Origin of the sequence: Mesotoga sp. UBA5557 (assembly GCF_002425715.1) — a bacterium.
Lineage (GTDB): Bacteria > Thermotogota > Thermotogae > Petrotogales > Kosmotogaceae > Mesotoga.
In genome coordinates, this window is sequence record NZ_DIMV01000064.1 from 19,324 (window position 1) to 33,099 (window position 13,776).

General features: G+C 46.6%; 9 protein-coding genes and 2 tRNA genes. 9 read left to right on the forward strand and 2 right to left on the reverse strand.

The window, feature by feature from the left end; translation table 11 throughout:
- Positions 1–4: 4 nt before the first annotated feature.
- The 8 genes from B3157_RS08405 to B3157_RS08440 all read left to right on the forward strand — a co-directional run bounded on the left by B3157_RS08405 (position 5) and on the right by B3157_RS08440 (position 12,613).
- Positions 5–571, forward strand: a complete 567-nt coding sequence (locus B3157_RS08405; RefSeq protein WP_214078848.1) for a DUF6305 family protein — start codon at positions 5–7, stop codon at positions 569–571.
- A 56-nt stretch (positions 572–627) separates the two neighbouring features.
- Complete coding sequence (locus B3157_RS08410; RefSeq protein ID WP_292590088.1) at positions 628–1,695, forward strand: succinylglutamate desuccinylase/aspartoacylase family protein; 1,068 nt, start codon at positions 628–630, stop codon at positions 1,693–1,695.
- Positions 1,696–1,705: 10 nt separating this feature from the next.
- Positions 1,706–3,070, forward strand: coding sequence for a TRAP transporter large permease subunit (locus B3157_RS08415; protein ID WP_292590089.1), 1,365 nt, complete (start codon positions 1,706–1,708; stop codon positions 3,068–3,070).
- 209 nt (positions 3,071–3,279) lie between these two features.
- Positions 3,280–4,527: an MFS transporter gene (locus tag B3157_RS08420; protein ID WP_292590090.1), complete on the forward strand. Its 1,248-nt coding sequence runs from the start codon at positions 3,280–3,282 to the stop codon at positions 4,525–4,527.
- A 31-nt stretch (positions 4,528–4,558) separates the two neighbouring features.
- Entirely contained in the window at positions 4,559–5,680 is a 1,122-nt protein-coding gene (locus B3157_RS08425) for a hypothetical protein (RefSeq protein ID WP_292590091.1), read from the forward strand.
- 238 nt (positions 5,681–5,918) lie between these two features.
- A complete protein-coding gene (locus B3157_RS08430) occupies positions 5,919–8,996 on the forward strand; it encodes a PD-(D/E)XK nuclease family protein (protein WP_292590092.1) in 3,078 nt (1,025 codons plus the stop codon).
- Positions 8,977–11,901 (forward strand): UvrD-helicase domain-containing protein, encoded by a 2,925-nt coding sequence (locus B3157_RS08435; protein WP_292590093.1) that lies wholly within the window; start codon positions 8,977–8,979, stop codon positions 11,899–11,901. Before B3157_RS08430 ends, B3157_RS08435 begins: the two co-directional genes overlap by 20 nt.
- A complete protein-coding gene (locus B3157_RS08440; RefSeq protein WP_214060552.1) occupies positions 11,891–12,613 on the forward strand; it encodes a PH domain-containing protein in 723 nt (240 codons plus the stop codon). The genes B3157_RS08435 and B3157_RS08440 overlap by 11 nt, the downstream gene beginning before the upstream one ends.
- Positions 12,614–12,624: 11 nt before the next feature.
- Here B3157_RS08440 and B3157_RS08445 read toward each other — a convergent pair.
- Both B3157_RS08445 and B3157_RS08450 read right to left on the reverse strand, forming a co-directional pair.
- A tRNA-Arg gene (locus B3157_RS08445) sits at positions 12,625–12,701 on the reverse strand.
- A 15-nt stretch (positions 12,702–12,716) separates the two neighbouring features.
- Positions 12,717–12,806, reverse strand: a tRNA-Ser gene (locus B3157_RS08450).
- A 431-nt stretch (positions 12,807–13,237) separates the two neighbouring features.
- Here B3157_RS08450 and B3157_RS08455 point away from each other — a divergent pair.
- On the forward strand, positions 13,238–13,705 hold the full coding sequence (locus tag B3157_RS08455) for a GNAT family N-acetyltransferase (RefSeq protein WP_214060225.1): 468 nt from the start codon (positions 13,238–13,240) through the stop codon (positions 13,703–13,705).
- Positions 13,706–13,776 lie beyond the last annotated feature (71 nt).

The window sequence follows — 13,776 nt, forward strand, 5'->3', positions numbered from 1 at the left end:
TGATTTGAAAAGGCTATTGATTACGGCACTACTGATTGTCTCTTTTGCACTCTTAGGATTTGCTGCAGAGGGAACCGAAGAGCAGTTAATTCTTGAAGAACCCGTTGCAGTTACTTCGGCCGGGCAATCTCCCGGTGCGCTTCAGTTCACAGTGGTTGCAAAGATGATCAAGCTGGAATACACTTTTGAAAAGCTTCTTAGCGTAGAGACCGTGGACATCTCTCAGTTCAAGACCCTCGTGCTGGTCGTTGGAGCCAGCGGAAAAGGCCTTGGGGCTGCCAACATAGATATCGAGGCAGAGATCCGGAGAGTGAAATCACTCGCCGAAGCGGCTGAAGAAAGCGGTGTGAAAGTAGTTATCTGCAATCTGGAAGGCGAATCGAGAAGGGGTCCGTCTTCCGACAGAATAGTCACCGAACTCGCACCTTTTGCAGATGCATACTTTGTAAAATCAGACGCCGATCTAGACGGTTTCTTCACATCGTTCAGCGAAGAGGCCGGAGTTCCCCTGGCAACTTTTGAGAAGACAATTGACCTGAAAGACGTACTGGCCGAATACTTCGGCAAATAGCAATATGAATGGAAGGGGCGCGTTCTTGCGCCCCTTATTTCTTTGGAGGAAAACTAATGAGAATAAAAGCAATTCTAATTGTAGCTCTATTTCTAACTTCTGCACTCTTCGGAAGTTTTTTCAGACCGGATGTGCGTCCCGGATACGGTGTCACCGACATCGGCTGGTTATCTGACTATTTCTCTCCGCTGCGAAACACGAATATGGATACTCCCGTGTATTTCATGGACAGCGGCATCGAAGGACCGACCTTTCTTCTAATGGGAGGAACCCATGCTAGAGAGATTTCGGGCACAACCGCAGCGATAGTCTTCATAGAGAATGTTACAGTTACGAAAGGCAGGGTAATCGTACTTCCCTTTTCAAATATCAGCGCGGCTTCAATAGCTGACGAGACGGGAAAGGCACCTCATTTTATACCTATTGAAAGCAGGTCCGGCAAAAGGTTCTTGGTGTATGGCGACAGAAGAACCGATCCGCTTGATCAGGGCATTCCTGATCCTGAGATCTTCAAACATGCTCAGTCTGATTTCACTCTCGACGATGGGGCGGAATCCAGGAATTTGAACAGGCAGTATCCGGGAGTTGCAGACGGAAATCCTACTCAGCAGCTTGCCTACGCAATAATCCAGCTCGTGAAAACCGAGAACGTCGATTTCAATCTTGACATGCATGAGAGTGGAACGCCTGACAGCTATCTCGACAGCAAAGGAAATGAGCGGTCCGGCAGCAGTCTGGCTTACACACTGGTTTGTCATCCCGATGCTCTTGAAATCGGAGCAGTAGCGATTATGGAAATAGAAGCCTTCTATGGCGTTTCAATGAAGCTTGAAGAATCAAACAGGGCCTTCAGAGGCCTAAGTCACCTTGAAATCCGTGACGCAACTGGTTCGCTTTCATTCCTTTCGGAGACACCTAATCCCGGACAGGATTTATGGAGAGATAGATACGACGTTATCAACGATCCCGACTATCCTTTGAGCCACAGGGCAGGTTTACAGCTTCAGATAATAAGATCTCTTTTTGGTGCTTACGAAATGATGATAGGTGAAACGATTGAATTCGAAAATCTTCCGTCTTATGAAGAAGTAATGCAAAACGGGATATTCTCTTACTTGAACTGAATTTCCGGGGGTGAATGTCATCTATACGCCTGAAGTCTGGTATTTTTTAGTAATGCTGATAACGTTTGTGGGTCTGGCAGTTATTAAGATCCCTATTTCCGTTTCATTGATGTTCTCCGCGCTGGCGGGCTCGATCGCCTTCGGGGAGTTTTTCCCTCTCAGGCATCTCGTCGAAGGTGGTTTTGGTTACATAGACACCATACTTGTTATTGGCTCTGCTATGATTTTTATGGAGTCAATCAAAGTGTCGGGCCTTCTAAATACAATTGCAGGAAACATGACGATCGCCCTTCACAAGAAACCAACCTTTCTTCTCGTATTGCTCACTTTTTTCATAATGATTGCCGGCATGATAACCGGGTCGTCAACGGCTACAGTTCTTACTACCGGTGCGATTGCCTTCCCAGTGCTGAAGAGTCTCGGATTGAGCAAGCGAAGAGCTGGTTCAATAATCGCAATGAGCGGAATCTATGGCATGATTGCACCTCCGATAAACTTGCCCGCAATGATCATCGGTCAGGGCGTCGACATGCCTTATATCGGATTCACCACCCCTCTTCTCCTTATGACCTTCCCCCTGGCAATTGTCACCTCGCTCACTATCGGAGCCCGCCAGGTAAAGCCGGTCGATCTTGAGGAATTCAGGAAAACTAGAGAGAGGGAACCAATCAAGGGCTTTGCAGTCTACTTGCCGCTGATTCTTATGGTAATACTTATGGTTCTGGAAAACGTTAGTTGGGGATTCTCTCTCGGTCTACCTCTAATTTTCATGCTCTCCGCGATTGTAGCGACCATAACGGGAGCAAAGGGCAATCTCCTTAAGATTTCGATATCGGCGATACAGAACTCTCTTGGTATTCTTTCGATACTAATAGGTGTGGGAATGTTTATTCAGATCATGACTCTGAACGGCGTACGCGGTCTCATTGTGGGCTTCCTGAATGGCCTTCCGCAAGGAGCTCTGTTGGCAGGAATCGCTCTTGGCATTCCGGCATTTGGTGCTGTTTCTTCTTATGGCTCTGCCTCAGTGCTTGGAGTTCCCTTCTTGCTTGCCTTTCTCGGCAACAATGATATCGTCGTCTGTTCGGCTCTCTCTCTGCTCGCCGGCCTTGGAGATATGGTGCCGCCAACCGCCCTTGCCGGCATATTCGCCGCTTATGTAGTCGGAGAGAAGAACTATTTCAAGATCTGGCTGAGCTCGATGCCGGCCTTTTTCATTACGATGATATTCGCTACCATTACTATAATCTACTCAAACGCGGTAGGAAGATTCGCAAACAGCTGGTACTTCTATCCAGTTTTCATAGCTGGTCTAGTAATCGTTGCGACTGCGCTTCTTCTAGTAGATAAGAGAAAGGAGATGCCAGTGTCGTGACATTCATATATATTGCAATTGCAGTGTATCTTGCTTCTGTTTTAATATATTCGGCTTACAAGACTGCCAAGAAATGGGAGTGGGTCATGATCGCCATGATACTCATCCCGCTAATCTTAAGAATCTTTCTTATTAAGTAGAACTTCCTTACCCGGAGAGTTTTTCCAGAGTATAATTTCTCTAGCTAAACTCTTCGGGAGGGGTAGTAGTTGCAGATTAAACGAGACAGTCAATTCTACAGATTCGCTGCGTACGGTTTTCTGAAGAACCTTCGTTTCTTTGATCCATTCTTGATACTGTTCTTCAGAGAGATGGGCCTTTCCTTTCTTCAGATAGGGACTCTCATTTCCGTGAGAGAGGTAGCCACGAATTTACTTGAGCTGCCAACCGGAATAATTGCCGACTTGTACGGAAGAAGGTTATCTATGGTGCTGTCGATGGTGTCCTATCTTTCGTCGTTCATTGTCTTTTACTTCTTTCCCAGTTTTTATGTCTATATGATAGCCATGATAGCCTTCGCATTTGGAGAAGCTTTCCGAACCGGAACCCACAAAGCAATGATACTGGAATACTTGAGAATCAATGGGATGACCGACATGAAGGTTCATTACTACGGAGCGACTCGAGCGGCATCACAGTTGGGATCGGCGATCAATGCTTTAATAGCCGCCTTTCTGGTATTCTACTCGGGCAGCTACAAGATAGTATTCCTCGCTTCTGTCCTGCCTTATGCCGCCAACCTCATTAACCTGATGTTCTATCCCAAGGAACTTGACGGCGAGTTGAGGTCCGGAGAAAAAAGAGAAACGATAAAAGCCTTCCTGGGTATTTTTAGGAATGGAGACGCTCTCAAAGGGGTACTGAATTCCTCTCTTTACGATGCGTTTTTTAAAGTTGTAAAGGAATATCTTCAGCCGATACTTGAAGCCCTGGCTCTCGGACTACCAATAATGATAGCCTTCAGCGCAGAACAGAGGACGTCCGTAATCGTAGGCGTAGTTTACTTCGTTATCTACATTGCCACTAGCTATGCATCCAAAAACGCTGGAAAACTAAGCGGCAAGTTTGGAACTGAAGCGAGAGCGCTAAATTACACCTACATTTTCGGTGCAGTTCTAATCATATTTAGCGGTATTTTTCAGATCTTCGCTCTGCAAGTCTTGGCCGTTCTCATCTTCTTCTTTTTGTTCATCCTTGAGAACTTCAGACGCCCCATCAACATTAGCTATATCAGCGATAACATAGATCATAAAACGATGGCTTCAGGTCTCTCGGTAGAATCACAGTTGAAGACTCTGCTGATGGCGATATTCGCTCCCTTGATTGGCTTCATGGCCGACAAACTGGGAGTGGGGTCGGCAATTACGATAGCCGGAGCAGCTATGCTCTGTCTCTTCGCTTTCGTTAAACTTAACCCTCCCAAAAACGTCAAAGATGTTGAAAGCGAAAAAGCTTAACCGCTAGTAAGTCCATTGGGGGTGATTAGTCTTGAGAAAGGTCTTCATATCAATGATTTTATTCTTCCTTTTGGTAACCACAATGGTTTTCACATCAGAGACCGAGAGGGTCGCGGGAGATATTGAGAGGGTTATTGTCACTCAGGTTTCTTACGGCGAAAAGAACGGTGAATGGACACAAGTGAAGAGAGAGACGAAGCGAATCGAGGTATTCTCTCAGCAAGGATGGCCGGTTATTACCGCACTTCATACGAATGGAAAGGAATACAGCAGAGTCGAATATACCTACGATACCGCCGGCCTGGTTCTGGAGAGTCGATATTACAGGAACGCAAGTGCAAACTTCACTTCCAAAACACAGTTCAGCTATGACTCTTCTGGCAGGGTCATTGAAGAGAAGACCTATGACTACTGGCCTCCGCTTCTGGGACCAGACAGACTGGTCGAGAGAGTCGAGATCACTTATGAACGAGAAGGTCGGGAGATACACAGAGTGAGGACAAATCAACTCGGCGCGGTTCTTTCAAAGACCAACCGCATTCTTGACGAAGACGGTAGAGTTCTGGAAGAATCGGTTTTTGATGGAAAAAACAAGCTTACTTCGAGGACAATTTACGAATATGACGACTCTCGTCTTTCGAAGATCTTTTCAATAAACAACCTGCTTCCTCTGAACGAAGAAACGATAATCAGCGATGTGGATTTCATTTTCGATAGAAAAATCAACACTTTCTCAGGCGGATCAGTCGTTCAGAGTCTAAGAAGAGTATCGGACGGGTACTTTGAAATTGTCGAAAAGCGTGAAATGGAAGAAGAGGTGGAAGGGACCGTCTGGGTATCACTCCCTGTGGAGCCCTTCTATGCCTCTCTAGAATACTCGGGCTCCCTCAAGACAACCATTTCAAGAAATGCTGAGGGAGAGGTTGTTCTTCTTGAGGCCTTCTGCGGAGAAGAAACAGTGGTGATCGCTGAATACAGTTATGATTCAACCGGCTTGATTACCTCCAGAGAATACATTGCGGGAGAACTCCACCTCAGGATCGAATACACTTTCGATTCTAGAGGAAACTGGATTGAAGAACGGCTGTATAAAGAGAAAAACAATGAGTTCAGTCTCTTGTCAGCAATTGAGAGGATAATCGAATACTATTGAAACGAGCTGCCTGCATCAAAGGTCCCGAAACTCCTCATTAAGCCTTTCCACGTTACTGGAGTCAAGAGCTGCATAAACAGGCAGATCGAATAAGAAGTTAATCTGCCTCAAGGAATCTCGATTTGATTTTCTTCAAGATTGAACTGAGCATCTCTTTGCGAAAATAATCCAGGAATTCAGTCTCTCTTTGTCGGTACTCCTTCGCGGGTGATAGAATCTTACTAGTGGGAGGATATATATGAGAATCACGCTTTTCATCGGGCCTTCGGCCTCCGGAAAAACGGAAAGAATGCTTCAAGAGCTAGAGGCAGCGCACAGGGAAGACCCGTTTTCCTATTTTTTTGTCGGTCCTTCCGGAGATCATGTCAGATATGTCAGAGAAAGCTTTATTTCAAGAGTTGGAACGATTCCCGCTTCCAGATTTCTTGCGATGGATCAGTTTGCCGTCGAGCTTTTCAGCGCACTTAATCCGGCATCGATCCATGTGGGAAACCATCTGATAAGAATGGAAATTGGGGATATTCTCGATCAAATCGGAAGAGAGGAACTCGCCGATTCGCCGGTATTCGTCGATTATCTGCTTGAAATGGTGCACGACGTAAAGGAAAACGGTGGTTTTGGAGAGATGTTCTCTGAAGACGATGAGGTGTCGGCGATTCTCGAGTCAATCTATGTCGAGCTTCAGAACAGATTATCAAAGAAGGGAATTTTTGACACTTTCGATGCTTACACTCAAATCGATGACTGCGAAAGGGATCTCAGATGCGGGGAGTTCGGCAGGTACTTATTCCTCGACGGGTTCCACGACTTCAGTCACGCCCTTAAGCATTTCTTCAAGGCCGTAATTCCAGCTTATGACGAGGTCTTCATCACCGTTCCCCAAGAGCCCGGAAAGGAGTTCCTGTTCTCGAATATCGATTCGATTGTGGAAACGGTAGATGAAATAGCCGAGAATCTTCCCGAACTTGAGATCAGAAGGATTTTTTTCGAGAAGACTCCCCCTTCCAGTGAATTCGAGAGTTTCAAAGACTCTCTTTTCTCATCCGCAAGCGGAAAGCAAGCCTGCGCATCGGTCGATATAGTCGTTTACCCCGATATCTTTGCGGAGATTGAGGGAATATCGAGGTTTGTGAAATCCTTGCTCATATCGGGGCACGAACCGGGCGACATTTCAGTTGTCGCTTCGGACTTCTTCGCTTACAGAAAACTGCTCTCGGGAAAGCTCCGCGAGTATGGGGTTCCCTGCAGAATTGAAGGTGATGAGCAGCTTTACTCCTCTCTCTCGATCAGAAGGTTGATTCTTCCTCTAGAGACTGCTGTTCTGGGTTTCCCGCCTGAGAAGATCATCGCAATGGGCGACTCCGGTTATGGAGGAGAAATAGATTCGAAATTTCTTGAGTACGTATCTTCAATGTCTAGAATAATATACGAGAGGGCAGGTCTCAGGCTGTCGCTCCAAAAGAGAAGACTCTCGTGGCAAGAACACCTTGGAAGGCTTGTTCATCACATTGAAGCGAGGCGCGAGGCCATAATCTCACTGGCCGAGGATGAGCTTGAACTGAGCGCTGCGGAAGAGCTTGCCGGAATCGTTGAACGTATTGAAGGCGATCTTCTGCCCGCAATTGAGAAGATTTTCAGCGTTCTTGAACCTTTCAGAAGCTTGAGAAAGAGGTCGGTGGGAAGTTATCGTGAAATGTTGATTGGCTGGGAGAAGGAACTCTCACTGACAGATACTTTTGATGAGTATCAGAATGACTTGCAGGAGCAGGAATTCGCGGCAGTTAGAAGGCTCTTCGATCACACTCTTACAGATCTGGAGAAACTCCTCAAGTTCATGGGCAAGGAGTTGATCTCTCCGCAAGAGTACTACAGGTATCTAATGGTTGTGCTCAGGCATGACAAATTCCCTCTTTCGAGGAGCAAAGCAAACAGAGTCGAAGTGCAATCGCTTATAAATTCGCGCTTTTCGAAGAAGAAGATCAAGCTGTTTGCCGGCTTCGTGGACGGTGCATATCCCCATGTCAGTTTGAATCCATTGTACAGTTTCACCCAATTTGGGGAGATCAAGCCCAGGGATCTTCTTCTGGATGAGGAGATGCACCAGAGACTGAATCTCCACATATCAGTAAGTTCGGCACTTGAGTCTGTAAGGTTTACTCTTCCCGAGTCAACGGTTGACGGTGAACCAATTCTTCCATCTCCTTACCTGAAGAGCGTTTTGGAGAGTTCGGGGTGTGAAATCCTCCGGGAAGGGAGAAGGGCCGGCAGAAGATTCGGATATATTCCGGAACTGGGATCATCGATGAGTGAATCAGAGCTGAAGATTGCGGCAGCAAGACTGTTCAGAAGCGAAGCATGGAACGATCTTAAGGAATTCGGGCCACTGAAACCGCTCGATTCAGTCCTTACCCAGTTTGGAAGGGAGTTGAGCTGGTCTGTCGAAAATGCAGGAGACCTAGGCAGGATCGTCGGCAAGGTCTTCTCATTCTCGCGTCTGAAGTCCTACGACGATTGCCCATTTTCATTCTTTCTTTCCTACGTTGTAGGTCTCGATATCTCTTTGGAAAGGATTTTTGAGCTAACAGCCCTCGATGAGGGAAACATTTTCCATTCCGTTCTTAGAGATTTCTTTTCCGGAAAGACCAAGGACTGGCAGAGCTCTCTTTCCGAGAATATCTCCAGACACCTGATGCACGATAGCGAGGTAGTCTTTAGGTTTGAATTCGAAAGGCTTAAAGAGATTCTCAGGGACTACATTACTGAAAGAGAATCCAAGAAACCGAACTTCATGCAGGGGGATTTCGTTCCTTTCGCTTTCGAGAAAGCCTTCGGAATTGGAGATACGAAACCGGTAGAACTGCAGTCTGATTTCTTCTTGAGAGGCAAAATCGATCGACTTGATCTCGATGAATCGAGCCGCGCAATGTATCTCATAGACTACAAAAGAGGCGACAGCGGTGACGAAAAGCAGCTTCTCCTGTATTCTATCGTTGCAGACAAACTCTTTAAAGAGAAAGGATACTATGTTGCAGGGGGGGTTTTCAAGACACTGATAGGAAGAGTAGTTAACAAATCTGCCTTTAGAACGATTTCTTCAGACGAAGAGAAGTCCTGGGAGTTTGCGAACAAGAGAAAAACAGAAAGAATCGTTAGGGAGTCTGAGCTTTTTGAATGGCTCCGGAAGATAACCGAAGGAATCTATTCGGGGAGATTTCCACCCTCGTTCATCCGTTCTTCAAACCAGTGCTACAACTGCAAATTCGCAGCTGTCAAGAGAGCGATCACCTGGAGGGAAGGTGGATCAGATAGTGAATAGCGACATGTTTGTCACCGCTTCTGCCGGTACGGGGAAGACATATACACTGGTTAAGGAGTATGTCGGAGTATTTGAAAGAGCATTCAGGCTTGGCGAGCAGCTTGATGTCCACAACGTGGTTGCAATTACCTTCACGAATAAGGCTGCAAGAGAAATGAAGGACCGCGTAATAAGCGAATTTGATCTCAGGATCTCTCACGGTGAACCGGGGAAGTGGAAGTTCTTGAGAAGCAAGCTCTCATACGCCTGGATCTCCACCATTCACTCTTTCTGCGAAAGGATACTGAGGGAGTGCGCCCTCTTCGCGGGCATAGATCCGGGATTTCAGATTATCAACGGAATGAGGAGATCTTCACTTGAGGAAAAGGTTGTCAGGACTTACTTCGAAGAGAACCTGGAATCTATTGAGCCGCTCATTCGGCTGATGGGACTCGATAGGGCGTTTAGATTGATGAAAGATGCATTGTCGAGGGAGAGGCACTCATTCTATCTTAACCCCTCTCCCGTTGAGTGTTCAGGCAGAGATCTGGGCTCGGATGCCGAAATAATCATCGACGGTTCGAAGGCATTCGCGGAATCTTACAGGGCAGTTCTGTCTGATTACGAAATGAGAACTACGGGTTCCGGCCTCCTGGACTTCGATCAACTCCTGACCAGAACGAGAGATCTTCTGCTGAAAATGCCTGATGTGCAGCAGAAGTACAGCAATCGGTTTAGATACATCTTTGTTGACGAATTTCAGGATACAGATGAGCTTCAAAACGAGATAATCAGACTACTTAAGGCCGATGGCAAGAACAATGTCTTCTTCGTAGGAGATGCAAAGCAATCCATATACCGTTTCAGGGGAGCAGACGTCTCGGTCTTCAACAAGACAATGGATACCTTCAAGAGAAGCGGAGCAGCTGTCAAGAATCTCCGGATCAATAGACGCTCACATCCCGACCTTGTCTCATTCCAGAACAGATTTTTCAAGAGAGTGATGCAAGAGAACACTGAAGGTCAATTCTTTCGTTCAGTTTATGGGGAAGACGTCGAATCGATCCCTTACGAAATTGACACTAACTCCTCAAGAGTGAGAATAATTGGCAGTGAGACCTCAGACGACTCAAAGGGAGTGGCAAAGACTATAAGGGCGCTTCTCGAAGAGGAAATTGTTTTCAGAAACAAGTCAGGAGGATGCCTAAAGCGTCAAGTAACTCCTGGAGATATTGCTATACTCCTGAGAACATTTTCCAGAGTTACGAGTTACGAAGCAGCTCTCGAAGAAATGAATATTCCCTTCTATACCGTCGGCAGCAGAAACTTCTACGAAAGGCCGGAGGTCACCGGTCCCCTATCCTGGCTTGATCTCCTCGTCGATCCCTTGAATGATAACAATCTCGCGTCATTCTTGCTATCACCGGCCTTTGGAGCTACACTTGATGAAATGCTCTCTCTGAGGGTTAGACAAGGCATGAGTCGTGCTCCGCTGTATTTCGTTCTGCAGGAAAGCAACGATGGAATATTCGTTCAGTTGAAGGAGCTGCTCGATAAATTTGGGAAGCTCAAACATGTGCTCTCCCCGAGCGATATTCTCCAGAGATTTGTTGATGAAACAGAGTATCTGGCGAAACTGGCAACACTTAAGTCCGGCGAGAGAATGATTGCCAACGTGAAGAAGCTGATTGAGCTGGCCCAGGACCTTGATAGAATGGGTAGTTCCCTCCGCGAGCTTTCCTCAAACATAAGGGCGTTTGTTGATTCAAGTGATGAATCTGAAGCCACTCTCGAGACAGAAGAGTCGGATAGCGTCAAGATACTTACTGTTCACAAGTCGAAGGGATTGGAGTTTCCTATTGTCGTAATTGGCGACATGTACTGGAAAAAAAGAAACTCCAGTAAGCGGCTCTTCTTTGATGAGAAGGGATTTCTCATTACGAAGAGTAAGCCTGACAAAGATGAAGAGGGCCGAATTGGACGACTGGCGAGACAGGAAGAGGAAAAGGAACTGGAAGAAGAGAAGCGGACACTTTATGTTGCCTTATCGAGGGCGCGTGAAATGCTTATTCTTAGTTTAAACGGAAAAGGAGACTCTTCACGCCCATGGTCAATCTTGCTTTCAGGATCTCTGCTAGAGCCGGAAAGCGGCGAGATAAACAGTTTCTTGAAGGAAATAGCCGAACCGTTCTCTCCAGGGGAATTTGCTTCCCTTGAGGACAGATCCTCCAGAACTGAATTCTCTTTGCCGGAAATCGCTTCGGTAATGCCGGTTGCCGATTCTTCTTACGTCAAATACCTCTCGGCGACCTTCATAACTTCTGACTACGAGGCCGAGTTCGAAACTGCATTAGATGCCGGAAGTCCGGACCTCGTGAAGCGAAAGGCAAATATCGGGTTACTGGCCCACAGCATCCTGGAACCGCTGGGGATGAAAAGTGTTCAAGGACTTCCCCTAACTCTGAAATCGATCATCGACGGAGGAAGACCGGTCTCTGTTGACAGGGTTAGCTTCAGCGACGATGATCTGATTGAAGTGAAGAGAGTTCTCTCAGGACTGGTCCAACATCAAATCATCAAGGAAATTGAAGATTCTGAAAGAGTGTTAAGCGAATTCCACTTTCAACATGGGTTCGGGAAGTATGTTTTGATCGGAATTGTTGATAAACTATACTTGAAGGACGGAAAGTGGAGGATTGTAGATTTCAAATACGCGAACTGGAGTCCCGGATTCATCGAAAAGTACCGATTCCAGATGCGGTTCTACCTCTACATTCTCAGAGATCTCTTGTCCCCCGTTGAAGCTAAACTGCTCTTTCTTAAAGACGGAAAGGCAGAGAAGATTGTACTTGAAGATCAAGTAAGCTTTGAGACGGAACTTCTTCAAATGATCTCAAAAGCCGGAGGCGATACGAATGAACCTTAAACCAACACGTCGCTCTTTTATGATCAGGTACTTCATCTATCCTTACTATTTCTTTCTAGGAATCATATTCTATCTGAACTTTGACCTGTCGGGCATAGACGGAAACAATCGCCTTTTTCTTATAGCAATCTGGATAGCCTTGACAGTAGTTCCAGGAATTCTACTGGCTTTCTCCCGAAGGAGATTCGGCTGGTTCTTCTGGCCGGCGCTCTTGAATGCTGCCGGCTGGTTGATAAGGTACGTTTTCCCCGAGAAGACCTACAATGATCTCAAACCGTTGTTCGACAACGGGCCGGTACTTCTTTTCACGGTAGCGGGGCTGCTCGGTGTCGTGTTCGTGGAGATCTACAGGAAATCTTTCAAGTACGAGTTCAGCGATGCCGGAGTGGAGATTACCCACGGAATGTTCAGCGCAAACTCTCATATGATTGTCGCCAGACACATTACAAACGTCATGCTAAAGAGAAACTTCTTCGAACTCATAATGGGAGTTGGTCACGTGATTCCTGTAACCTCGTCTGGAATGGGTTCGGGAGATAGAGGGGTAATGGGAGGCTTTACGACCGATGCAGGAACTCAGAACCTTCGTGGGGGAGCCTTTGTGGGAAGCGTCAGCACTGAGAAAGAGTTTGTTGCAAACCCAGCAAACTGCATATATGGCATATCGAAACCGAAAGATGTGATGGAAAAATTAAAGGAAATGGTTTTATAAAGAAAGATTAATGGCGTGCCCGGGGCGATTTGAACGCCCGGCCTCCAGATCCGCAGTCTAGCGCTCTATCCAGCTGAGCTACGGGCACCCATAAACAATACAATGGCGGAGAGAGAGGGATTCGAACCCTCGGAGGGTATAAACCCTCACGTGCTTAGCAGGCACGCGCCTTCGGCCTCTCGGCCATCTCTCCACCCTACAGAGTTCATTCTATCACGGTGAGGTTGCGGTGTCAATGCAACGTAAGTCTTGAAAACCTCTTCAAAGGACACTGGTTAAGCGTTTCCCAACTCTCCTATCTCATTTCTTTGAGTTTGAATTACTGAAATGAGCGGTTCTCTTTTTCCACCTGAGGATCATTTGCTTGAAGGGATCGGGCCAGCTTCGGTTCAGAAAAAAGCTGGCAAGAATGTAGTCGCATCTTTCGATGTAAAGGCACAATCATAGCAGGGGTTTTATCCAATGAGCTTTTTCGCCTGATGAGTCAGTGATGTCTCTATTCGGCAGCGACCGGTTATCATTAAGGAAGGCTGTTTTCGGGACCGAGGATGAAGTGATTGCTATTGATCAATGTTCAATGCAATAATCGCCTTGAGCTAACAATGATGAAGGAGTGTGAACGAATTGACGATAAGAGAAGTTGAACCAAGAGATGTTGCTGGTCTCAAGGATATCATCATCGATATCGGATGGTTCAAGAACAAGGGTTTTGAAGAGGAAACATACTTGAAGAGCATTGAAAAGATGGTTCAGTGGAGTGTGGAGAAAGACGATCACCTCATTCTCGTTGCAGAAGAGAAAGAGGAGTTGACAGGATACGCCAGCGTGCATTTTATGCCTTATCTGTTCATGGGTGGCGCCGAAGGTTATGTTGGAGAGTTGTTTGTGAAAACACCCTGGCGGGGAAAGGGCATCGGAGGAGAGCTCCTGAGAGGCGCGGTAAATGAATCCAAAAAGAGAGGCTGCTGCAGGATAAGGCTGATAAACATAAGGTCGAGAGAGTCTTATCGCCGAGGATTCTACTCAAAGCAGGGATGGCAAGAAAGAACCGATGCGGCCGACTTCATGCTCAGATTGAACGAATCGGAATGAACTGCGCAAACAGGTTGCCGCTCTAGAGTCGAATCGCTTAGGCTTTCAATAACTCTGGATCTCATTTGGTT

Excerpts from the sequence above, each read along its gene's own strand:
- B3157_RS08410 (WP_292590088.1), top strand. The coding sequence starts at position 628 with ATGAGAATAAAAGCAATTCTAATTGTAGCTCTATTTCTAACTTCTGCA.
- B3157_RS08430 (WP_292590092.1), top strand. The coding sequence starts at position 5,919 with ATGAGAATCACGCTTTTCATCGGGCCTTCGGCCTCCGGAAAAACGGAA.
- B3157_RS08440 (WP_214060552.1), top strand. The coding sequence starts at position 11,891 with ATGAACCTTAAACCAACACGTCGCTCTTTTATGATCAGGTACTTCATC.